Source organism: Methylocella silvestris (genome assembly GCF_002891535.1).
GTDB lineage: Bacteria > Pseudomonadota > Alphaproteobacteria > Rhizobiales > Beijerinckiaceae > Methylocapsa > Methylocapsa silvestris_A.
The window spans coordinates 1-21,613 of record NZ_PDZR01000006.1 but is presented as its reverse complement, the minus strand read 5'-3'; the positions used below and the strand labels follow the sequence as shown (position 1 = coordinate 21,613).

Annotated in this window: 17 protein-coding genes; 11 read left to right on the top strand and 6 right to left on the bottom strand. The window is 65.0% G+C overall.

Going from position 1 to position 21,613, the window contains the following annotated elements:
* Positions 1-13: 13 nt before the first annotated feature.
* Entirely contained in the window at positions 14-865 is an 852-nt protein-coding gene (cysQ, locus tag CR492_RS07390) for a 3'(2'),5'-bisphosphate nucleotidase CysQ (protein WP_180982462.1), read from the top strand.
* A 147-nt stretch (positions 866-1,012) separates the two neighbouring features.
* Positions 1,013-1,600: a DUF1134 domain-containing protein gene (locus CR492_RS07385; RefSeq protein WP_102843110.1), complete on the top strand. Its 588-nt coding sequence runs from the start codon at positions 1,013-1,015 to the stop codon at positions 1,598-1,600.
* A gap of 31 nt (positions 1,601-1,631) precedes the next feature.
* Here CR492_RS07385 and CR492_RS07380 read toward each other — a convergent pair whose 3' ends face one another.
* Positions 1,632-2,117, bottom strand: a complete 486-nt coding sequence (locus CR492_RS07380; protein WP_102843109.1) for a peroxiredoxin — start codon at positions 2,115-2,117, stop codon at positions 1,632-1,634.
* 290 nt (positions 2,118-2,407) lie between these two features.
* Between CR492_RS07380 and CR492_RS07375 the strand changes: the two genes are divergently transcribed.
* Positions 2,408-5,983, top strand: a complete 3,576-nt coding sequence (locus CR492_RS07375; RefSeq protein ID WP_146030195.1) for a DUF3971 domain-containing protein — start codon at positions 2,408-2,410, stop codon at positions 5,981-5,983.
* Between the two features lie 29 nt (positions 5,984-6,012).
* Here CR492_RS07375 and tyrS read toward each other — a convergent pair whose 3' ends face one another.
* The 4 genes from tyrS to CR492_RS07355 form a co-directional block, all read right to left on the bottom strand.
* Positions 6,013-7,272, bottom strand: coding sequence for a tyrosine--tRNA ligase (gene tyrS, locus CR492_RS07370; RefSeq protein ID WP_102843107.1), 1,260 nt, complete (start codon positions 7,270-7,272; stop codon positions 6,013-6,015).
* Positions 7,273-7,339: 67 nt separating this feature from the next.
* Positions 7,340-8,956 carry a PEP/pyruvate-binding domain-containing protein gene (locus tag CR492_RS07365; RefSeq protein WP_102843106.1) on the bottom strand — a complete coding sequence of 539 codons (1,617 nt, stop codon included), beginning with the start codon at positions 8,954-8,956 and terminating at the stop codon, positions 7,340-7,342.
* On the bottom strand, positions 8,953-10,878 hold the full coding sequence (locus tag CR492_RS07360) for a hypothetical protein (RefSeq protein ID WP_102843105.1): 1,926 nt from the start codon (positions 10,876-10,878) through the stop codon (positions 8,953-8,955). The genes CR492_RS07365 and CR492_RS07360 overlap by 4 nt, the downstream gene beginning before the upstream one ends.
* Before the next feature lie 111 nt (positions 10,879-10,989).
* Positions 10,990-11,586 carry a hypothetical protein gene (locus tag CR492_RS07355; protein ID WP_102843104.1) on the bottom strand — a complete coding sequence of 199 codons (597 nt, stop codon included), beginning with the start codon at positions 11,584-11,586 and terminating at the stop codon, positions 10,990-10,992.
* Positions 11,587-11,740: 154 nt separating this feature from the next.
* Here CR492_RS07355 and CR492_RS07350 point away from each other — a divergent pair, with 154 nt between their 5' ends.
* A complete protein-coding gene (locus CR492_RS07350; RefSeq protein ID WP_102843103.1) occupies positions 11,741-12,853 on the top strand; it encodes an anhydro-N-acetylmuramic acid kinase in 1,113 nt (370 codons plus the stop codon).
* A gap of 95 nt (positions 12,854-12,948) precedes the next feature.
* Positions 12,949-13,518 (top strand): carboxymuconolactone decarboxylase family protein, encoded by a 570-nt coding sequence (locus CR492_RS07345; RefSeq protein WP_102843102.1) that lies wholly within the window; start codon positions 12,949-12,951, stop codon positions 13,516-13,518.
* A 117-nt stretch (positions 13,519-13,635) separates the two neighbouring features.
* Here the strand turns inward: CR492_RS07345 and CR492_RS07340 are convergent, their stop codons facing one another.
* Positions 13,636-14,334 carry an alpha/beta hydrolase gene (locus CR492_RS07340; protein ID WP_102843101.1) on the bottom strand — a complete coding sequence of 233 codons (699 nt, stop codon included), beginning with the start codon at positions 14,332-14,334 and terminating at the stop codon, positions 13,636-13,638.
* A 436-nt stretch (positions 14,335-14,770) separates the two neighbouring features.
* On the opposite strand from CR492_RS07340, the gene CR492_RS07330 reads away from it, so the two are divergent.
* The 6 genes from CR492_RS07330 (at position 14,771) to CR492_RS07305 (ending at position 21,565) form a co-directional block, all read left to right on the top strand.
* Positions 14,771-15,949, top strand: coding sequence for a cysteine desulfurase family protein (locus CR492_RS07330; RefSeq protein WP_102843099.1), 1,179 nt, complete (start codon positions 14,771-14,773; stop codon positions 15,947-15,949).
* 100 nt (positions 15,950-16,049) lie between these two features.
* Positions 16,050-17,522 (top strand): Fe-S cluster assembly protein SufB, encoded by a 1,473-nt coding sequence (gene sufB, locus CR492_RS07325; RefSeq protein ID WP_102843098.1) that lies wholly within the window; start codon positions 16,050-16,052, stop codon positions 17,520-17,522.
* 113 nt (positions 17,523-17,635) lie between these two features.
* On the top strand, positions 17,636-18,385 hold the full coding sequence (gene sufC / locus CR492_RS07320) for a Fe-S cluster assembly ATPase SufC (RefSeq protein WP_102843097.1): 750 nt from the start codon (positions 17,636-17,638) through the stop codon (positions 18,383-18,385).
* A 12-nt stretch (positions 18,386-18,397) separates the two neighbouring features.
* Entirely contained in the window at positions 18,398-19,744 is a 1,347-nt protein-coding gene (locus CR492_RS07315) for a SufB/SufD family protein (protein WP_102843096.1), read from the top strand.
* Positions 19,741-20,985 (top strand): cysteine desulfurase, encoded by a 1,245-nt coding sequence (locus CR492_RS07310; RefSeq protein ID WP_102843095.1) that lies wholly within the window; start codon positions 19,741-19,743, stop codon positions 20,983-20,985. The genes CR492_RS07315 and CR492_RS07310 overlap by 4 nt, the downstream gene beginning before the upstream one ends.
* A gap of 223 nt (positions 20,986-21,208) precedes the next feature.
* Positions 21,209-21,565 carry an iron-sulfur cluster assembly protein gene (locus CR492_RS07305; RefSeq protein ID WP_102843216.1) on the top strand — a complete coding sequence of 119 codons (357 nt, stop codon included), beginning with the start codon at positions 21,209-21,211 and terminating at the stop codon, positions 21,563-21,565.
* The last annotated feature ends 48 nt before the right edge of the window (positions 21,566-21,613 follow it).

Below are 21,613 nucleotides of genomic sequence, written 5' to 3'. Positions count from 1 at the left end.
ACCTGGATATTTCATGGCTTTCGAAATTAATCCTGTTGTCGACGCGGCGCCGAATGGGGCGCCGATCGATCGCGATGCAGCGGCCGAGATTTTCGCGGAAATCGCCGTCGAGGCGGCCATCGCCGTGATGTCGGTCTACACGTCGGACGCCCACGCCCGCCACAAGCCGGACAAAAGCCCCGTCTGCGACGCCGACGAATATGCCGAGGCGATTATCCTCGAGCGTCTCGCCGAGCGGCTCCCCGCCTATCCGGTCCTCGCCGAGGAGGCCTCGGCCCACGGCAAGAAGACGGTCGAAGGCGCAAACTTCATTCTTGTCGATCCCGTCGACGGCACACGCGAATTCCTGCAGCACAGTGGCGAATTCACCATCAACATCGCCCTCATCGTCGATGGCGCGCCGGTCGCTGGCGTCGTCTACGCCCCGGCGCTCGGGCGGATCTGGATCGGCGGAGCGGTCGCGACAAGCTGCCTCGTCGAGCCCGGCGCGCCGCTGCCGCCGCCCGGGGAGCGCCGCGCCATCCATGTCCGCACGGCGCCCTCGCATGGCCTGACCGCGCTGGCGAGCCGCTCGCATCTTGACGCCGAGACCGAAGCCTTTCTTGCCAGCCTGCCCATTCACGAGCGCCGGGCCGCTGGGTCTTCGCTGAAATTCTGCACCGTGGCCGAGGGCGACGCGGACGTCTATCCGCGCTTCGGCCAGACGATGGAATGGGACACGGCGGCGGGCGACGCCATTTTGCGCGCCGCCGGCGGCATCGTGCTCGATGGCGAGCGCCATCCGCTGCAATATGGCAAGGCCGGGCGCCAATTCCGCAACGGGCCTTTCATCGCCTGGGGCGATCGCAACGCCATTCGCCCGTAGCTCGCCGGCTTCACCGCTTCGCCGCAGCCGCTTGGCGCGGCCGATTAAGCGCGTTTTCAGCATCCGCAACGGTTCATTAACCCTCTTGCCGCAATGCTCGCGATAAGAGCGCGGCGTTTGGCGCGAGGATAAGCGCGGAGGATCGACATGCGGTCGCGAAGGGAGTTCACCCAAAATCTCGCCGCCCTGGCGGGCGCCTCGTGGATCGGGCTGGGCGGCGCTGCTTCCGCCAATCCAGGATCCGAGCGGCCGGCCGAATATTCGCCGGACGACATCGTCGCCGACGGCCACAAATTCTTCGGCTCAATCTCGCGCGGCCTCGCCCAGGCCGTCGAATCGGCGACGCAGCGCTGGGGCAAGCCGAACGGCTATATCCTTGGCCAGGAGGCAGGAGGCGCCTTCTTCGGCGGCCTGCGCTATGGCGAGGGCGTGATGCACACCCGCAACGCCGGCGATCTGCGCGTCTTCTGGCAGGGGCCGTCGCTTGGGCTCGACGCCGGCGCCGACGGCGACCGCACCATGATGCTCGTCTATAATCTGCCCGCGACCAACGCCATCTTCCGCCGCTTCGGCGGCGTCGACGGATCGGCCTATCTTGTCGGCGGCTTCGGAGTCACCGCGTTGATCAATGACGACGTCTATGTCGTGCCTATCCGCTCCGGCGTCGGCGCCCGGCTCGGCTTCAACGTCAGCTATCTGAAATTCACGCCGGCCTCGACCTGGAACCCGTTCTGACGTCCTGACCGGTTTTTACGCGGCCTGCCGATCAGGGCAGCGCCTTCGCCGCCGCCAGCACGGCTTCGGCGTGCCCCGGCACTTTCACCTTGGACCACACCTGCGCGATGACGCCCTGCCTGTCGATCAGCAGCGTCGTGCGTTCGACGCCCATATATTTGCGGCCATACATGCTCTTTTCGACCCAGACGCCATAGGCGCCGAGCATTGCCTTCGACTCGTCCGAGGCTAGGTCGAGGTCGAGCTGGTGCTTTGTCTTGAATTTTACGTGACTTGCGGTCGTATCTGGCGAGACGCCAAGGATCGCGGCGTCGGCCTTCGCGAATTCCGGTTTCAGCTGATTGAAGTCGATTGCTTCCTTGGTGCAGCCCGACGTGTCGTCCTTCGGATAGAAATAGAGCACCAGTTTGCGCCCCTCGAAACTTTGCAGGGAGATCGGCTCGCCGTTATCGCCGGGAAGCTTGAACTCCGGCGCAACCGTTCCCGGCTCCCATTTTCCGCCTGCCGCGCGCGTCATGCCGCCTTCCTTTCGTCGCAATGGACCGCCATCGATCTTTCCTCAATTTGAAACACAATTGTTAGAGCCGCGAGCGCGCCGCAGTTGATAAATCAGGGGCTTCCCGGAGCCGAAGCCGCATCGACACGCCGCGCCCGCAGTGTCGCGCGTCGCGAGCGGACGCGGTGACGGACGAGGCGTTTCATGACCGCGAACCATCGCTTCAAGGAAAGCGTTGGCTTCGACAGTTTCCCTATATTCGCGTAGCATTGAAGTTTCCAGCTTCAGCTTGCATGAAAGGCCGCGAGCGGTTGGTCGAACAGCGTGAGGACTCGCCAGAGCGCGCCGTCCCGGACAAGCCGGCGGAGTTTGCGGTCGAGGTCGATCTTCCTCGGCTCAGGGCGCGTGGCCGGCTGCCCGTGCTTGCGCGCTCCTGCGCTTATGTCGTCGCCTCCCTTCTCGCCGTCCTCGTCACCATGGGCGTGTTTCTGGTCGTCCGTCTGGCGCAGGGGCCGATGGCGATCGACGGGCTCGGCCCGAGCATCGCCCAGGCGCTCGATCAGCGTTTCGGTCACGGTTATGATTTCGCCTTCGGCCAGACGTCCATGCTGCAGCGCGGCTATTCGCCGACGCTCGGCGTCGACCGGCTCGTCGTCAAGGACCAGTCGGGACGAACCCTGCTCAGCGCGCCGCGCGCCGAGGTCTCGGTCGATCTCCTGTCGCTCGCCGGCGGCAAGATCGCGCCGAAGCGGCTTGAAATTTTCGATGTCGAACTGCGGCTCGCCCTGCTGCCCGATGGGTCTATCGCCCAGCTTGCCGGCGGCGGCTCCGAGGAAGCCGTCGCCATCACGCCGCCGCTCGCCGAATCCTTGCGCCGGGAGGCGATCCCGGCGGTCGCGCCGTCCGAACCGGCGGTCCCGGCCGGCGCGCCCGCCGCCGAGCCGCCCGCTCAGCCAAAGCCTCGCGCGCTGCTCGTCAAGCAGCTGTCTTCGGCCATGCGTCTCGTGATCGACGCTTTGACCAGTCCAAACAGCCAGATCGCCGCCGTCGACCGGGTCGGCATCACGCGTGGGCGCATCGTTATTGACGACCGCACCTCCAATCAGAAGATGACCTTCGACGGCGTCAACCTCGCCTTCGACAAGACCGACGCCGGCACGCGTTTCGACCTGTCGGTCGACGGGCCGAACGGGCGCTGGTCGGCGAGCGGGCTCGCCAGCGGCCAGCCGGGCGCCGACCGGCGGCTGACGTTCTCCTTGCAAAATCTGTCGATGGACGAAATCCTGCTCGCGACCGGCGTCCGCACGATCGGCGCCGATTTCGACATGCCCCTGTCGGCGCATGTGGACATCGGGCTGCGCGCCGACGGCGTGCTGTCGGAGGCGGTCGCGACTTTCGGCCTTGGCTCTGGCTATCTGCGATTCGATGATCCGAACGACGAGCCGCTGATCGTCGATGAGATCAAGGGCGGCGTCCATTGGGACGGCGGCAAGCGACGCATCATGGTCGATCCGGTGACGCTGGTCGCCGGCCAATCGCATGGCGCGGTCTCCGGCTTCCTCGCGCTGCCCGAGCGCGAGGGCGACGCCTGGACCGTCGAGCTCGGCGCGCCGGAGCCCCTCGTCGCCGCGCCCGAGCGTCCGGGTCAACAGCCCGTGGTCCTCGATCTTGTCTCACTGACGGGGCGGCTGTTTCTCGCCGACAAGAAATTCATCATCGATAAATTCATGCTCGGCGGCCCGCAGGCGGGCTTCTCCATGACGGGCGATGTCGACTGGACCAACGGGCCGCGCGTGCGCCTCGGCGCCTCGATCGATCCGACGCCGGTTTCGATCGTCACGCGCCTCTGGCCGTCCTTCATGGCCGCGCCCATCCGCAATTACCTGCTCGACCATGTCGGGGCGGGCGTCATTCGGCAGGGCTCGATGCGGCTCGACTTCAGCGCCGCCGACCTCGAGTCGATGCGCAACGAGCATTCGCCGCCGGACGAGGCGCTCCTGGTCGATTTCGTCGTGTCCGGGGGAAGCGTCGAATTTCTGAACGGCGCGCCGCCTTTGACCGGCATCGATGGCGTCGGACATGTCACCGGCCGATCGACGACCTTCACGACGACAAGCCCCAGCCTCGTCGAAGCCGGCGCCGGCCGCATTCTGACAATTGCTCCGGGCGGCTCCTTCCACATCCCGGATTCCGAGCAAAGACCGGTCCCGGCGGCGATCGTCGCCAATGTCTCGGGCGCCGTCGAGGCGGTGAGCGAACTGCTCTCGCGCGAGGCGCTCAAGCCCTACGCCAGCCTGCCGCTCGACCCGGCGACCTTGCGCGGTCAGGTCGATGGCCGGCTCGAGGTCGATTTGCGGCTCGGCCCGAAAATGGGGCCGGCCGACACCAGCCTGAAAATCAACGCGACGGCGTCCAATTTCACCGCCGACAATATTCTGGGCAAGGAGCCGCTCGATGCGGCTACGCTGAACATCGTCGTGGATTCAACCGGGCTGAAGGCGAGCGGGCAGGGCAAGATGTTCGGCGCCCCGGCGACGGTCGAACTGGCTCAGCCCGCCGGCAAGCCGGCTTTCGCCAATGTGCATGTCCTTGTCGATGACGCCGCCCGCGCCCGGCAGGGACTTGGCGGCGTTCCAGGCGTAACCGGCGTGATCGCCGCCGCGATCAGCGCGCCGCTTGGAGCGGGCCCCAATGTCAAAGCGGAGGTTGAGCTCGATTTGAGCCGTGCGGCGATCGACTGGCCGGGCGCCTCGAAGCCTCTGGGGCGGCCGGGCAAGGCGAAATTTGCGCTCGTCGTCACGGACGGTCAAAGCGTGCTCGACCAGATCGCCTTCGACGCCGGGACGCTTCAGGCGCGTGGCCAGATCGAGCTCGCGGCCGATCAATCGATCCAGTCAGCGAAATTTCCTCAGGTAAAATTTTCGACCGGCGACGACGCCAGGCTGGAGGCCTTGAAGGTCGGCGAAACGCTCAAGGTCACCGTGCGCGCCCAGACGATCGACGCGCGGCCGTTCCTCAAAACCCTGCTCGCTTCATCGGCCGATGCAACGCCCGCCCCTGGCGTTGTAGCGGGAGCGCCGGCTGCCGGGGCATCCACCGCGGCGATCAAGGAAATCGATCTCGACGTGAAATCCGCCCTGCTGACCGGCTACAACAAGCAGGTTCTCAGCGGGCTTGAGTTGCGCATGCTGAAGCGAGGCGATCAGTTCAAGCAGCTTTCCTTCGCCGGCCGTTTCGGCCGGGACACCGTTTCCGGCAATCTCGCCGGACCCTCCAACGCCTCGCAACTGACGATGCTGTCCGACGACGCCGGATCGCTGCTTCTGTTTACCGATCTCTACCGGCATATGGAGCGGGGGCAGCTACAGGCGAATATGCAGCTTGGCCCGGCAATGTCGGGAACGCTCGTCATCAATGCCTTCGTGCTGCGCGACGAGCCGGCTTTGCGCCGCCTCGTCGCCGAAAGCGCTCCGGCGGGCGACGCCGCCGACAAGCTGCGCAACATCGACGCCGGCGCAATGGCCTTCAACCGTCTGCAGGTGCGGTTCGATCGCGCCGGCACCAGACTGCAACTGCATGACGGCGTCATCAATGGCGAGGCCATCGGGCTTACCGTCGACGGCTGGATCGATTTCGCGCGCGACGCGGTCGACATGAAAGGCACCTTCGTGCCCGCCTATGCGGTCAATAATCTGTTCTCGAAAATCCCCGTCGTCGGCCTCATTCTCGGCGGCGGCGCCAATGAGGGGCTGATCGGCGTCAATTATCGTGTCGAGGGGACGGTCAGCACGCCGACGCTCAGCATCAATCCGCTTTCGGCCATCGCGCCCGGCATCTTCCGGCAGATTTTCGGCGTAGGGCAGCATATCCCGGGGGCCGGGCAGTAACGCCGGCGCACGGCCGCCGCTCTCCTAAATCAGACAAGCTTCAGCAGCACATGCCGTTTGCGGCCGAGCGAAAGCTTTATGACGCCGCTGGCGACGTCGCCGCGCGCAAGCGCCGCGCGCTCATCGCTTACCGCCGCGTCGTTCACGCGCAATCCGCCGCCCTTGATCTGCCGGCGCGCCTCGCTGGTCGAAGCCACCAGTCCGGCCTTGACGAAAGCGGCGAGAACGCCAAGTCCCGCCTCGATCTCCGCGGCGTCGATGTTGATTGAGGGCAGGCTCTCGGCGAGCGCGCCTTCCTCGAAGGTCTTGCGCGCGGCTTCCTCGGCGAGAAGCGCGGCCGCGCGCCCATGCGCCATGCTGGTGGCTTCCGTCGCGAGGATCTTCTTGGCTTCGTTGATCTCGGCGCCGCCGAGGGATTCGAGCCGGACCACTTCGTCGAGCGGCAATTCCGTGAACAGTTTTAGAAAGCGCCCGACGTCGCGATCCTCGCAATTGCGCCAGAACTGCCAATAGTCGAAGACCGGCAGCATGTCCTCGTTGAGCCAGACCGCCCCTTGCGCCGTCTTACCCATTTTGGCGCCGGACGCCGTCGTCAGCAGCGGCGAGGTCAGCGCGTAAAGCTGCGGGGTCCCGAGCCTGCGCCCGAGATCGAGGCCGGTGATGATATTGCCCCACTGGTCGGAGCCGCCCATCTGTAACGCGCAGCCGTAGCGCCGGTTGAGCTCGACGAAATCATAACCCTGCAGGCACATATAGTTGAATTCGAGGAAGGATAGCTCCTGATCGCGTTCGAGCCGCAGCTTGACGGAGTCCATCGCCATCATGCGGTTGACCGAGAAATGCCGTCCGACGTCGCGCAAGAAGTCGACATATTTCAGCGCCGTCAGCCATTCCGCATTGTCGACCATCAGCGCTTCCGTCTTTTCCTCGCCGAAGGCGATGAATTTGGAAAAGACGCTGGCGATGCCGGCCTTGTTGGCCTCGATCGCCTCAAGCGAGAGGATCTTGCGGCTTTCGTCCTTGCCGGACGGGTCGCCGACCTGCGTCGTGCCGCCGCCCATCAGCGCGATCGGCTTGCCGCCGGTTTTCTGCAGCCAGCGCAGCATCATGATCTGAACGAGCGAGCCGACATGCAGCGACGGCGCGGTGCAGTCGAAGCCGATATAGGCGACAAGTTCGCCCGATTGCGCCTTGGCGTCGACGCCCTCGAGGTCGGAGCATTGATGCACATAGCCGCGCAGGAGCAGCGTCTGCAGGAATTCGGAGCGGGGGCGAAAATCTTCGGACATGGCGCTGTCCGTAGCGTGGCGCCGCGCGCTTATCAAGCCGCGCGCAACTGATGGCGTGGCGGCGGGCTCAGCCCGCCTTGCGCGCTTCGCGCCAGGAGGCGATTTCGGCGAGTTCGGTTTCCGGGCGCTCGATCACGATCTCTCGGCGCCCTAGGAAAATCTCGCCGCTCGATCCGTCGAGGGAGAGAAAATCGCCCTGCCTGACGGTGTGGGCGCCAAGCTGCGCCTCGCGCCACGAAGGGGCGATGCGCAGCGCGGCGCAGCCGACGAGACAGACCTTGCCCATCTGCCGCGCCACAACCGCGGCGTGGGCGGTGCGCCCGCCGGTCGCGGTGAGGATGCCGGCGGCGGCGGCAAAGCCCGCGATGTCCTCGGTCGAAACGTCCGGCCGCACGAGAATGACGGGATCGCCCGCGGCCGCCAGCTCCTTGGCGCTTTCGCTGTCGAAGGCGGCGCGCCCGCTCGCGACGCCCCGCGCGGCTGCGGTCGCATGCGCGACCGCTTCGGCGGACCCGACAAAGCGCTGCTCGCCGAGGGTTGCAAGATCAATCCCCTCGATGCGCTGCAGCGCGGTCGCCGCGTCGATGACGCCCTCGCGCTTCAGATCGGCGGCGATGCGCACGGCCGCCAGCGGCGCGCGTTTGGCCGCGCGGGTTTGCAGGAAGAAGAGCTTTCCCTCCTCCACGGTGAATTCAATATCCTGAACGTCCTTGAACTCGGCTTCCAGCCGCGCCGCCGCGAGGTCAAGCTCCTGCGCCGCCTGCGGCAGACGCGCCATCAGAAGCGCGGCGCCGCCCGGCGTGCGACGACCCGAGACGACGTCCTCGCCCTGCGCGTCGAGAAGGAAGTCGACGTAAAGCTCTTTCGCTCCGGTCGAAGGGTTGCGCGAGAAAGCGACGCCCGCGCCCGATTGTCCGCCGGCGTTGCCGAAGACCATGGCCTGAACGGTCACGGCCGTGCCCTGCAGGCTTTCGAGCGCATTGAGGCGGCGATATTCCCGCGCCTTGGGGCTGTCCCAGGAGCGATAGACGGCGCGGGCTGCGCCGGCCAATTGCTCGAAAGGATCGTCGGGCAGAGGCGTCTCGCATTCGCGCGCGGCGATCGCCTCGAAATCCTTGACGAGCCGCTCCAGCGCCTCGCAATCGAGCTCGGCTTCGTTCAAAGCGTCCTCTTCGCCCATCAGGGCGGCGAGGCGCTGCGCCAGGGCGGACGGAGCGACGCCGCCGACGACCTCGCTAAAACTCTCGATGAAGCGGCGCCGGCAGTCGAAGGCGAGCCGCGGATTGCCGGTCAGGCGGATCAGGCCGCGCAGCGTGACCTCATTGAGGCCGACGTCGAGCACCGTCTCAAGCATCCCCGGCATCGAGCGTTCGGCGCCGGAGCGCACCGAGACGAGCAGGGGCCGGCGGGCGTCGCCGAAGCGTCGTCCCGTCGCCTGTTCGAGAAAGGCGACGCCCGCGCGCAACCCTTCGTCGATGGCGGCAAGCGCAGGCTGCTCGCCGGCATTGGCGGGTCGGCAGAGGGCCGTCGGCAGGACGAAGGCGGGCGGAACGGCAAAGCCGAGCGCATTCATGCGCCAGAGCATCGCCGCCTTCGAGCCCAGCTCTTTTGCGCCGAAACTTTTTGGGGCGTCCTCGGCCCCCGTGGCGCCGATGAAGACCGGCTCAAAACTTTGCTGGATCATGCGGACAACTCCTTCAGGACATGATCGCGCAGGGCCAGCGCCGCATGAGCGAGGTGATCGGTCGAGGCCTCGATCATACGCGCGACTTCGAGCCGTAGCGTCAGGCCGCGCGCGTCAAGACCCTGCGCGCCGAAGCACGCGCGCATCGCCTCGCGCAGGGCGGCGTCGGCGCGATGTTCGGCGTCGAGCACGGCGTCGATCGAACGCAGCGCGTCTGTGACGTCAGCGCGCGGGCCGGCTGGCGCAAGCATCGCCGCCTCGCAGGCGCGAATGAGATGGCTGAAACTTTCGAGCCCGATGCTGGCGAGGGTCGAAAGCTCGACTTCCGCCACGTCCAAAGCCTCCGCCTCGGGACGAAGGCTGATCAGGAAGGCGCATTCGTCCAGCGCGTCCATGGCGTTCTCGACCGCATTGACGAGGTGGAGCAGGACGTCGGCGCCGCTGAGGCGGCCCGCTATTTCGCGCGCTGCGAGCGTCAGCGCATCGGCCTTTTTTTCAAGCAGAGCGGAGCGGGCGGCAAAGCGGCGCCGGTCCGTCGCGCCGCCGGACGTCAAGTCGGCGAGCCAACCAGCCAGCATGCGGGAGAGCCCGAGATGGCGCACGATCAGCACGAGGAGCGTCGCTTCGGCGCTTTCAAATCTTTGCGACAGATCGGCCTGGATTTCATCGCGGATCAGTCGCGCCGAGCGCCCGGCGGCAAGGCCAAGGCTGGTCCGCCGCAATACCTCGCGCAGAAAATCGCGCGTTGGCGCGCGGCCGAGCGCGTCGTCGAGCCGGGCCCCATACGGAATACGTCCGGCGGCGACCTTGCGCACGGCGTCGAAGACAAGGTCCGCGCCGCCGAGTTCGAGAAAGGCGCGATGGCCATACTCCTTGGCTGCCGCGAAGGCCAGCAGTTCAGCCGCGCTCTCCTTGCCGGCAAAGATCTGCAGCGCCTTGCGCGCCTTGTTCCAGTCAATGAGAAAGACGAGCCGCGCGCCGAGCGCTTCGAGGAAGGAGAGCAGCGCCGGCTCGGGGCCGGAAAAGCGGCCGGTCAGCAGATAGAAGACATCTTCTTCGCCGATGCCCCGCGTCTGATGTTCGCTCATGGGACCGAATTCGACGCCCTCTCCGGCGAACATCCCGATGAAGAATTTGGCGCGGGGCCGGTGCACGTCGGTGTAGGTCACGGCGACGCTCTGATCCCCGACGTGGACGACGAGAACATGCGCGTCGGTCGTGCCGATATCGTTCTGGATCGTCAGCGAGGCGCCCGTGCGTACAGCCGTCGCGCCCAGTCCCGGGTGGCCGAAGGCGAGCGCGCGGGTGCGATTGACGCCGCGCATGAAGGCGGCGATCCGCACGCGGTCCTGCGGGCTCGCGCCATGGGCGCTGCAGCCGTCGATGATTTCCGGCGCGCTCGCCGCGGCAATCGTGTTGATCGCCTTGTGCAGATCCATGACCAGAAGATGCAGGCTGTCGCCCGCCTCGCGCCGGCCCGAGGTCATGGCGGAGATTTTGGCGGCGCTGACGGCGTCGCCGTCCGGGCCTGCGAGGCAAGCGCCGAGACGTTCGAGCCTTGCCGCGTAACCTGCCGCCGCGGTCGGATCGGTTGTCTCGACCGGCGCCAGCATGGCGGCAAGGTCGGGCTTGATCCCCGCGAGAAGGGCGCCGGCGCCGGGCGCAAGGATGGCGTCGGCGTCGATGGCTTTTGCGCCTGAGACAATGGCGTCGAATTGGGCGTCGCCGAGCCCGGCCGACTGCCGTTCGGCGACGAATGTGGCGGGCCGCTCATGCGGATTGCGCGCCTGCGCCAACGCCTCCTGCAACAGGCTGAAGCGGAGTTTGATACGGTCGTTCGCCTGTAGCGCCTCGCCGATCAGGGACGGCAGAAGAAGGCCGCTTTCGCCAAGCCTTGCGGCGATAGCGCTTTTGCCAGTCATGTCGCGTTTCTCGTTCTGGTAGAGAGAAGCGCACTATAGACCGAATAAGGACCACGGCCTTGCGGTTAATCATTCATAAAAACGACATGAATACTGGCGGTATTCACGGAGCTAGTAGGGAATGCCGCTCATTTTTTCCTGATCGGGAACCATCTTGCCGGCCGCCTTCGCGCGGACCTCGTCGCCCGCGCGAAGGGTTCCGCCGATCAGGCTGACGGCTCTCGGATCTATCACGAATGGACCGCCCGTTTTAGCGGCTTCGATGGATTTGCCGGCGACATCGTAGAGCGACTCGTAAAACGCGCCGGTTTTTGTCATTTTTTCGCCGGTCAACATCCGGTAAATCGTCTCCGCGATCCAGGCCGTCGCCTCATTGTCGGCGCGCCGGACAATCCCGCCAGGATGAGTGGCGTCAATGATCGCATGGGTGCATTCATGGACGATCAGCGCCCGGCTCTCTCCCGTCGCATAAAAGCCGGCGTCGCGGCGGCCAAACCGTAATGTATCGGTTTTATCGTCATATTGGCCGTTGGCGCCGTCGGAGGACCCGAACTGGATGTCGACGCTGCATCGGTTGATGAGTTCGGCGAGATAGCTGTAATGATAGCCCATGATCGACATTCCGGCGCAGACGAAAGCGATTTTTCGGCATGGGGTCGAATTCAGAACATCAAGGACTTTGACCCGGAGCATGAATTCGTCGAACATCGTCCTCTCCTCAACCGGCGGCGCGCTATCTGGCCAATATCGTTGGTATGGGTGAAGTTTGCGGTGCGCCGCGGCACGGCTCCAAGGCGCGAGCGGCGCGCCATCTTGAATAAGCCCGAAGGACGAGACCGAAAATGTTCCTAAAGGATCCGCAATGACTGTCACAGCCATCGGCCTGATGAGCGGCACGTCGATGGACGGCGTCGACGTCGCCCTGATCGAGACGGATGGGGAAGGCCAGATTCGCCTTGGCGGCGTGAGCGCCTTTCCCTATGCCGAGGCGGACCGCGCCTTGTTGCGGCGCGCGCTCGCCGACGCTGCAACGCTAGGCGACCAGCGGGCGCGTCCCGGCTCGCTTCTTGAGGCCGAAGCGATGATTACCGACCGGCACGCGGTCGCGGTCAAGCGCTTCCTCGAAATCCAGCATCTCGAGCCGGCGGACATAACGGTCATTGGCTTCCACGGGCAAACTGTTCTGCACCGGCCGCAAAGCGGGCTCACTGTCCAGATCGGCGACGGCCCCGCGCTTGCGCAGACCCTTGGAATCGACGTGGTGCATGATTTCCGAGCCGCCGATGTGGCGCAGGGCGGGCAGGGCGCGCCGCTCGTGCCGGTGTTCCATAGCGCCCTTGCCGCCGCCGCCGGCTTCGAAAAGCCGGTGGTCGTCATCAATATCGGCGGCGTCTCAAACATCACCTTCTGCGCGCCCGGAAACACGCCGATCGCCTGTGACGCCGGCCCGGGCAACGCCCTTATCGACGATCTGATGCTGTCGCGCACCGGCGAGGCGATGGACCGTAACGGCGCCGCGGCGGCCGAAGGCGACGTCGACGAAAGCATTTTGGCGGAGCTGATGGATCATCCGTTCTTCGTCCTGCCGGCGCCAAAATCGCTCGATCGCAACGCATTTTCGGCGGCGCCGGTCGCCGGGCTTTCGACGAACGACGCGGCGGCGACGCTGACCGCTTTCACGGCGGCGGCCATCGCCCGCGCGGTCGCGCTGATGCCGCAGCGCCCGGAGCTTGCCGTCGTCTGCGGCGGCGGCGCGCGAAATGCGACTCTGATGCGCGAACTGGCGCGCCGCCTGCCCTGCAAGGTTGCGCCGGCCGAGACGCTCGGCTGGTCGATCGACGCCATGGAAGCGCAGGCCTTCGCCTATATGGCGGTGAGGAGCCTGAAAAATCTCGCGATCACCTTTCCCACCACGACCGGCGTCGGCGCGCCGCTCGCCGGCGGACAGATCGCGCGCGCGCCGGCCCAGGGCTGAGCGGCTGCGACTCTCTGGCGCCATTGAATCGATAAGATTTTGGGAAAGACTATGCTGGCTTCCCGATTCGGCGGGGAGCGCCGTCAGGAGTTGCCATGCGTCTTCCGTTAATCGCCCCGTCAGACCTCACGCCTGAACAACGCGCGCTCTACAACGACATGAGCGAAGGAATCGCCGCCAATTTCAAGGGGTTCATCGCCGTGCGCGAGGACGGCGCGCTTGTCGGGCCGTGGAATCCCTGGCTGCACGAGCCGGCGTTCGGCAAGGCAAGCTGGGATCTCGTCAAGGCGCTCGCGAGCAATCCGACGCTCCCGAAAAATGTGCGCGAGGTCGCGATCCTTGTGACCGGCGCGCATTTCCACTCGGCCTATGAGCTCTACGCCCATGTGCTGGTCGGCGAATTGCGCGGTCTCTCGGACGAAAAGATCGCCACCATCGTCGCCGGTCAGCGGCCGGGCGACCTCACGCGGCCTGAGGCGATCGCCTATGATGTCGCAAGCTGCCTCGTCGGCGGCGGCGTCTTGCCGGAGATCGTATACAACGTGGCGGTCGAGGCGTTCGGCCAGCATGGCGCGGCCGAACTTTCCTATCTCGTCGGGCTTTATTGCCTCGTGTCGGTGACGCTCAACACCTTTGACGTGCCAGTCCCCGAGCCAAAAGCCTAGAGCGCTTTCCGATCAGATTGAACCAGCCTGTGCGGCAAGTCCGCGACCGGAGCCGGTCGCGGGAGAAACATAAGCGTGACGCTAACCGGCAAGACGCCGTACGGGATGGCGGTCGGCTCAGTCCTGGACGCGTTTCTCGGCGACTTCGCTGCGCGTCGGCGTCGGCAGGCGCGGCGGATTGCCAAGACGCCGGTCGAGATAGATGCCGACCTCTTCGATCAGCGGCTCGACGCGATTTTCGAAGAAATGATTGGCGCCCGGAATCACCGCGTGCTCGATCAGGATGCCCTTCTGCGTCTTCAGCTTCTCGATCAGCGCAGTCACCTCCTTCAGCGGGGCGACGCGATCCTGATCGCCATGCACGAACAGGCCCGATGAAGGGCAGGGAGCGAGAAAAGAGAAATCGAAGCGATTGGCCGGCGGAGCGATCGAGATGAAGCCTTCGATCTCGGGCCGCCGCATCAGAAGCTGCATGCCGATCCATGAGCCGAAGGAAATGCCGGCGATCCAGCAGGCGCGGGCTTCGGGATTGACCGATTGCGCCCAGTCGAGCGCCGCGGCGGCGTCGGACAATTCGCCCTGGCCATGATCGAAGCCGCCCTGGCTGCGGCCGACGCCGCGAAAATTGAACCGCAGCACGGCGAAGCCCCGCTCGGCGAAAGCGTAATAAAGATTATACACAATCTGATTGTTCATCGTCCCGCCGAATTGCGGGTGCGGATGCAGAATGATGGCGATCGGCGCGCCGCGGACGGTCGAGGGATGGAACCGCCCCTCGATGCGGCCGGCTGGACCGTTGAACATGACTTCTGGCATTTTATCTCCATAACAGCTCTGCGGGGGTCGCGGCCTTGCGTTCGGCTTGCCTTGGCGGCCGCGCTTCGTCTTGACTTCCTGGTCGCGCGCCTTCTAGTGAATTGTGCTCAAAGTTCGCCGCGTAACGGCGGTAAATGCAGCGCGCCTGGAACAGGGCGGCTGGCCGCGCCTCGCCTTCGGCGAGCTGTATTCGGCTGATCGGGCTCGCCGGGCCAAGAACCCGATTGCCCCGCGACCGGATCGGCGCCCGAGCGCGGTTGATGAGGGGCGTCCTGTTTCGCGCGCACGTCCTGTCTCAATTCGCGCGGCGTCTGCGCCCGCTCGGGCATGATTTCAACCGTCGCCGGCCTTTCTAGCACGTCCGGCGGGACGGATTGCAAGCACTTTGAAGGGTTTCCCGCCCTCGACGGGCGGTTCATGCCGGGGATGATGGACTGTGCCGCCGATCCGCGCTTATCTCGATCACAATGCGACGACGTCGTTGCGCCCGGCTGCGCGCGAGGCGATGCTCGGCGTGCTCGACCAGCCGGGCAACGCTTCTTCCGTTCATGCCGAGGGCCGCGCCGCGCGCGCGCTGATCGAAAACGCCCGGATCGCGCTTGGCGCCTTCCTCAATGCGCCGTCAAAAGCAATCGTATTCGCCTCCGGCGGCACCGAGGCGCTCAATCTGGCGCTGACGCCGACGCTTCGACTGGGCGCCCTCGGACCTTTCGACATGTTGCTGGTCGGCGCCGGCGAACACGCCGCGGTCCTTTCCGGACATCGTTTTGCGCCGGAGACTGTCGCAATAGCGACATTAACGCCGGGCGGCGTGATCGATCTTGAAGAGCTGGGCCGGACCTTGCGGCAGAATCAGGGCCGGCGGATCTTGCTGGCGCTGCAGGCGGCGAACAATGAGACCGGCGTCATTCAGCCGGTCGCCGCAGCCGCCGCGCTCGCGCATGCCGCGGGAGGCGCGCTCATCTGCGACGCCGTCCAGGCCGCCGGCAAGATCGATTGCGACCTTGCCGGCCTCGGCGCGGACGCCATTGTCGTATCGGCGCATAAGTTCGGCGGCCCCCAGGGCGCGGCGGCGCTTTGCTTCAGGGACGAGACGTCCCATATAGGAGAGACGATGGTTCGCGGCGGCGGCCAGGAGCGCGGCTTTCGCGCCGGCACCGAAAACGTCGCGGCGATCGCAGGGTTGGCGGCGGCGCTCGCGCCGGCGCGCGAAGGGCTCGAAAGTTCAGGCCAATTGTCGTCCTGGCGCGACGAGATCGAGGCTGAAATCGCCCGGTTCGCGCCGGAGGTCGTCATCTTCGGCCAGGGCGAGGAGCGTTTGCATAACACAAGCTGTTTCGCGATCCCCGGCATCGAGGCACAGCTCTTGCTCATGAGGCTTGATATCGAGGGCGTCGCCGTATCCTCAGGGTCCGCGTGTTCATCCGGAAAGGTGAAGCGGTCCCATGTTCTGACGGCGATGCGCGTCGCGCCGGACTTGGCGCGCGGCGCTATCCGGGTCAGTCTGGGCTGGGATTCGACGAAGGCCGATTGCGCGACATTCGTCAGGGCGCTCGAAACGGGGGTCCGCGCCGTCAAGGCGAGGGCGCTGCGGGCGTCTGGTCAAATGGCGTAAATGCTAAAGGCGCGACCCGCTGAAGACGGCGGAGCTCGCCCGGTCTATGGTCGAAGTCTGAACCGGCGGTCCTTGAAACCGGCAGGGTGAGGAGAAAGATATGGCAGCGGTCCAGGAGACCGTCGATCGCGTCAAGTCGATCGACGTCAGCGAGTACAAGTACGGTTTCTTTTCTGACATCGAGTCTGAAAAGGCTCCAAAAGGTCTGAATGAGGACATTGTCAGATTCATCTCGGCCAAGAAGAATGAACCCGACTGGCTGACGCAATGGCGTCTTGGCGCCTTCCGCCGCTGGCTGACCATGGCCGAGCCGACCTGGGCCCGCGTCGATTTTCCTAAAATCGATTATCAGGACCTCTACTATTATTCGGCGCCGAAGACGGCCGCCGGCCCGAAATCGCTCGACGAAGTCGATCCGGAACTCCTGAAAGTCTACGCCAAGCTTGGCATTCCGCTCGGTGAACAGGAGATTTTGGCCGGCGTTGCGCCCGAGCGCCGCGTCGCCGTCGACGCCGTGTTCGATTCCGTCTCGGTCGTCACCACCTTCAAGGATGAGCTCGCAAAGGCCGGGGTGATTTTCTGCCCGATCTCCGAGGCCGTCCACACGCATCCCGAACTGGTTCAGAAATATCTCGGCTCAGTCGTGCCGACCACCGACAATTATTTCGCGACGCTGAACAGCGCCGTGTTTTCCGATGGCTCTTTCGTCTACATCCCGCCGGGGGTGCGCTGCCCGATGGAGCTCTCGACCTATTTCCGCATCAACGAGCAGAACACCGGCCAGTTCGAACGCACGCTGATCATTGCCGACAAGGGCTCCTACGTCTCCTATCTCGAAGGCTGCACCGCGCCCAAGCGGGATGAAAACCAGCTTCACGCCGCCGTCGTCGAGCTCGTCACCCATGAGGACGCCGAGATCAAATATTCGACGGTGCAGAACTGGTATCCGGGCGACTCGGAAGGCAAGGGCGGCATCTTCAATTTCGTCACCAAGCGCGGCGATTGCCGCGGCGCGCGGTCGAAGATCTCCTGGACGCAGGTCGAGACCGGATCGGCGATCACCTGGAAATATCCGTCCTGCATCCTGCGCGGCGATGAATCGCGCGGCGAGTTCTATTCCATCGCGATCTCGAACGGGCGCCAGCAGGTCGACTCCGGCACCAAGATGATCCATCTCGGCAAGAACACGACGAGCCGGATCATCTCGAAGGGAATTTCGGCGGGCAAGTCGCAGAATACCTATCGCGGCCAGGTCTCCTCGCACCGCAAGGCGACGGGAGCGCGCAATTTCACCAATTGCGACTCGCTGCTGATCGGCAATTCCTGCGGCGCGCATACGGTGCCCTATATCGAATCACGCAATACCAGCACGCAATTCGAACATGAGGCGACGACGTCGAAAATCTCCGACGATCAGCTGTTCTATTGCATGCAGCGCGGGCTTTCGGCGGAAGAGGCGACGGCGCTGATCGTCAACGGCTTCGTGCGCGACGTGCTGCAGCAGCTCCCGATGGAATTTGCGGTCGAGGCGCAAAAGCTGATCGCGATCTCGCTTGAAGGCAGCGTCGGCTAGCGACCGATCGACCAACCGTCGTCTGAGGCGAAATCCGCCTCGTTGGCCAATACATCGGCCGGAAAGCGCAGGGCGAAGCGGCCCGCGCCCGCCGCAACGCGAAGGACAAGATCATGCTGGAAATCAAGAATCTCACCGTCTCGATCGACGGCCGCCCCATTCTCGACGATCTCAACCTGACCGTGCGGGACGGCGAAGTCGCGGCCATCATGGGCCCGAACGGCACCGGCAAATCGACGCTGTCCTACGTCATCGCCGGGCGCAAGGACTATACCGTGGAGGCGGGCGAGATCCTGCTCGACGGGGTCGATCTGCTCGGCCTTGAGCCCGATGTCCGCGCGGCCAGGGGCGTCTTTCTCGCCTTCCAGTATCCGCTCGAAATTCCGGGCGTCGCCACCATGACCTTCCTCAAGGCGGCGCTGAACGCACAGCGCAAGCAGCGCGGCGAGGAGGAGCTGTCGACGCCGGAACTCATGAAGCGTGTCAAGGCCGGCGCCGAAAAGCTCGAAATCAAGCCGGATATGCTGAAGCGGGCGCTGAACGTCGGCTTCTCCGGCGGCGAGAAGAAGCGCATGGATATTTTGCAGATGGCGCTGCTCGAGCCGACCCTCGCCATTCTCGACGAGACCGACTCCGGGCTCGATATTGACGCGCTGCGCGTCGTGGCTGCGGGCGTCAACGCCCTGCGCTCGCCAAAGCGCAGCTTCCTCATCATCACCCATTACCAGCGCCTGCTCGACTATATCGTGCCGGACACGGTGCATGTCATGGCCAAGGGTCGGATCGCCAAGACCGGCGGCGCCGATCTCGCGCTTGAGCTCGAAAAGAGCGGCTATCGCGATTATGTCGCCGACGCAGCCTGAGGGGGAACGAAGATGAGCGCTCCAATGACGCCGCCGCGCACGCTGGCCGAGGCTGCTCTCGCCGAAGCGTTCGACGCCGCCCTGCCGGGCTTGCCCGGCGGCCCCGACGCGCGAAAATTGCGCGAGACGTCGTTCAGCAAATTTTATGACGCGGGCCTGCCGCATCGGCGCATCGAGGCCTGGCATTATACCGATCTGCGCGCGCTTATGCGCACCGCCGCGCCGCTTGCCGAGGCGCCTTCCGCCGATTCGCTTGCGGCATTGCGTGAAAAGCTCGCCGCCTCTGCGCCGGGCTGTCGTCTCGTCGTCGTCGATGGCGTGTTCGTCGCGCAATTGTCGGATCCGGCGCCGGAAGGCGTCGTCATCCAGTCGCTCGCTTCCGTGCTCGCCGCCGGGCGTCCCGATTTGATCGCGCTGCTGGCGGCGCAGGAATTCGGCGGCGCCGACACCATCGTGTCGCTCAACGCCGCCTTGATGCAGGACGGCGTCGTGATCGAGGTCGCCCCCGGCGCCGTGGTCGCCGAGCCGATCCGCATCATCTACGCCTCGACCGCGTGCGAGCCGCGCGCCTCCTATGCGCGCTCGGCGCTGATCGTCGGCGCCGGCGCCTCGATGCGGCTGATCGAGGAGGATTTCGGCGCGCAGGCGGCGCAGACCAATCGCTGCCTGATCGTATCGGTCGGCGACGAGGCGGCCTGCGACCATATCGTCTCGATGACGGGAATGGGCCGCTCCAGCCTTCGCATCGAGAGCATGATCGTTCGCCTCGGCGCGCGTGTGAAGTTCAAGAGTTTCGGGCTGATCGGCGACGGCGGCGTCGTGCGCCGCCAGATCTTCATGCGCTTCGACGGCGCCGATTCCGAGGGGACTCTCAGCGGCGTCTCCCTGCTGCGCGGCCGCGAGCATGCCGACACGACCTTGCTGGTCGAACACGCGGGGACGGGGTGCGCCGGGCGCGAGACCTTCAAATATGTCCTCGATGAGGAAGCGGTCGGGGTGTTCCAGGGCAAGATCACCGTCGAGAAAGAGGCGCAGAAGACCGACGGACGGATGATGAGCAAGGCGCTGCTCCTGTCCGATGGCGTCGCCATGAACAACAAGCCCGAGCTTGAGATCTTCGCCGACGACGTCGCCTGCGGCCATGGCGCGACCTGCGGCGGCCTCGACGAAAACCAGCTTTTCTATCTGCAGACGCGCGGCCTTCCCTTCGCCGAGGCCGAGGCGCTGCTGCTCGAGGCCTTCGCCGCCGATCTCGTCGACGAACTTCTCGATGAGGCGACGGGCGCCGAATTGCGCGAAAAGATCGTGTGCTGGCTGTCGGCCAGAGGCGCGGCGCCGGCTGCCGGAGATGCGCCATGAACAAGCATAGTCCGGCCCCCGCGCCCTACGACGTCGCCGCCATCCGCGAGGATTTTCCGATCCTCGCGACGCAGGTTTATGGCAAGCCGCTGGTCTATCTCGACAATGGCGCCTCGGCGCAAAAGCCGAAGGCGGTCGTCGAGCGCATGGTCGAGGCGACCTATCATGAATACGCCAACGTCCATCGCGGCCTGCATTTTCTCGCCAACGCCGCGACCGACGCCTTCGAGGCCGCGCGCGAAAGCGTGCGATCCTTTCTGAATGCCGAGTCGGTCAACGACATCATCTTCACCAAATCGGCGACCGAGGCGATCAATCTCGTCGCCGCCTCGTTCGGCGAAGCCTATATCAAGCCGGGCGACGAAATCGTCCTTTCGGTGATGGAGCACCACGCCAATATCGTGCCGTGGCATTTTCTGCGCGAGCGCAGGGGCGCGGTGCTGAAATGGGTCGACGTCGACGAGGACGGCGCCTTCTCGCTGGAGCGTTTCGAGGCGGCGCTCGGGCCGAAGACGAAGATCGTCGCCATTACCCATATGTCCAATGTGCTTGGCACGGTGACGCCGATCAAGGACCTCATCCGGCTCGCGCATGAGCGTGGCATTCCCGTCCTGGTCGATGGCTCGCAAGGCGCCGTTCATCTCCCGGTCGACGTGCGTGATCTCGACGTCGATTTCTATGTCGTGACCGGCCACAAGCTCTATGGCCCGACCGGAATCGGCGCCCTCTATGGCAAGGCGAAATGGCTGGAAGCGATGCCGCCCTTCCTTGGCGGCGGCGAGATGATCAAGGATGTGACGCAGGATTACGTCACCTATAATGAACCGCCGCACCGCTTCGAGGCGGGCACGCCGCCGATCATCCAGGCCGTTGGGCTCGGGGCTGCGCTCGAATATATGCGCGCGCTCGGCCGCGACCGCATCCATGCGCATGAGATGGCCTTGAGCGAGTACGCGCATGAGCGTCTGGCGGAGGTCAAATCCCTGCGGATCTTCGGTCAGGCCGAGGGCAAGGGCGCCATCATTTCCTTCGAAATGAAGAATGCTCACGCTCATGACGTCGCGACGATCCTCGATCACGCCGGCGTCGCGGTGCGGGCCGGCACGCATTGCGCGCAGCCGCTGCTGCGACGTTATGGCGTCACCTCGACCTGCCGGGCGTCCTTTGCGCTCTATAACACCTTCGAGGAAGTCGATAAGCTGGTCGAAGCTTTGCTCAAGGCGGAGAAGATGTTCGCCTGAGGCCGCAGACGGAGTTAATCGTCTCGGCTGGGTCGTATCTTGGCGGGAAATTCGCATATAGTGAGCGGCGCGACGCTCGCCGACAAAGCGGACCGCTTTCTGACAATAGCGAGTGGGTCGAACGGGAAAGGGTATTTGCATGACCAGCCTTGAACCGGTTCATGCGGAAGGTATGAGGAATCAATCGATGGTCGAGGAGAACCTGGGCGAAGCTGCGGAGGTGATGCCGCATGAGCCAAAGTGGATCTTTGACGCGTCGATTCCGCAGGCCGAACGCACAAGATTCACCGACGATTGCGTCGCCTCCTTCAAGACCGTCTTCGACCCCGAGATTCCTTGCGACATCTATGAACTGGGTCTGATCTATAAGGTCGACGTGACGGCCGAACGTCTGGTCAAGGTCGACATGACCCTGACGGCGCCCGGTTGCCCCGTCGCCGGCGAATTGACGCGCTCGGTCGAGACGGCGGTCAATTCCGTCGGCGGCATTCTGGGCGTGGTCGTCGACGTCGTCTTCGATCCGCCATGGGATCAGGCGCGCATGTCGGACGAGGCGCGCGTCGCGCTGGATATGTTCTGACCTGTCTCTTATGTCTCTCATAAAACCCACCGAGCCCACGAGACGCTC

Coding starts and splice junctions, on each gene's coding strand:
- cysQ (WP_180982462.1), top strand. CDS start 14: ATGGCTTTCGAAATTAATCCTGTTGTCGACGCGGCGCCGAATGGGGCG.
- CR492_RS07385 (WP_102843110.1), top strand. CDS start 1,013: ATGCGGTCGCGAAGGGAGTTCACCCAAAATCTCGCCGCCCTGGCGGGC.
- CR492_RS07380 (WP_102843109.1), bottom strand. CDS start 2,117: ATGACGCGCGCGGCAGGCGGAAAATGGGAGCCGGGAACGGTTGCGCCG.
- tyrS (WP_102843107.1), bottom strand. CDS start 7,272: ATGTCCGAAGATTTTCGCCCCCGCTCCGAATTCCTGCAGACGCTGCTC.
- CR492_RS07365 (WP_102843106.1), bottom strand. CDS start 8,956: ATGATCCAGCAAAGTTTTGAGCCGGTCTTCATCGGCGCCACGGGGGCC.
- CR492_RS07360 (WP_102843105.1), bottom strand. CDS start 10,878: ATGACTGGCAAAAGCGCTATCGCCGCAAGGCTTGGCGAAAGCGGCCTT.
- CR492_RS07355 (WP_102843104.1), bottom strand. CDS start 11,586: ATGTTCGACGAATTCATGCTCCGGGTCAAAGTCCTTGATGTTCTGAAT.
- CR492_RS07350 (WP_102843103.1), top strand. CDS start 11,741: ATGACTGTCACAGCCATCGGCCTGATGAGCGGCACGTCGATGGACGGC.
- CR492_RS07345 (WP_102843102.1), top strand. CDS start 12,949: ATGCGTCTTCCGTTAATCGCCCCGTCAGACCTCACGCCTGAACAACGC.
- CR492_RS07340 (WP_102843101.1), bottom strand. CDS start 14,334: ATGCCAGAAGTCATGTTCAACGGTCCAGCCGGCCGCATCGAGGGGCGG.
- sufB (WP_102843098.1), top strand. CDS start 16,050: ATGGCAGCGGTCCAGGAGACCGTCGATCGCGTCAAGTCGATCGACGTC.
- sufC (WP_102843097.1), top strand. CDS start 17,636: ATGCTGGAAATCAAGAATCTCACCGTCTCGATCGACGGCCGCCCCATT.
- CR492_RS07315 (WP_102843096.1), top strand. CDS start 18,398: ATGAGCGCTCCAATGACGCCGCCGCGCACGCTGGCCGAGGCTGCTCTC.
- CR492_RS07310 (WP_102843095.1), top strand. CDS start 19,741: ATGAACAAGCATAGTCCGGCCCCCGCGCCCTACGACGTCGCCGCCATC.
- CR492_RS07305 (WP_102843216.1), top strand. CDS start 21,209: ATGCCGCATGAGCCAAAGTGGATCTTTGACGCGTCGATTCCGCAGGCC.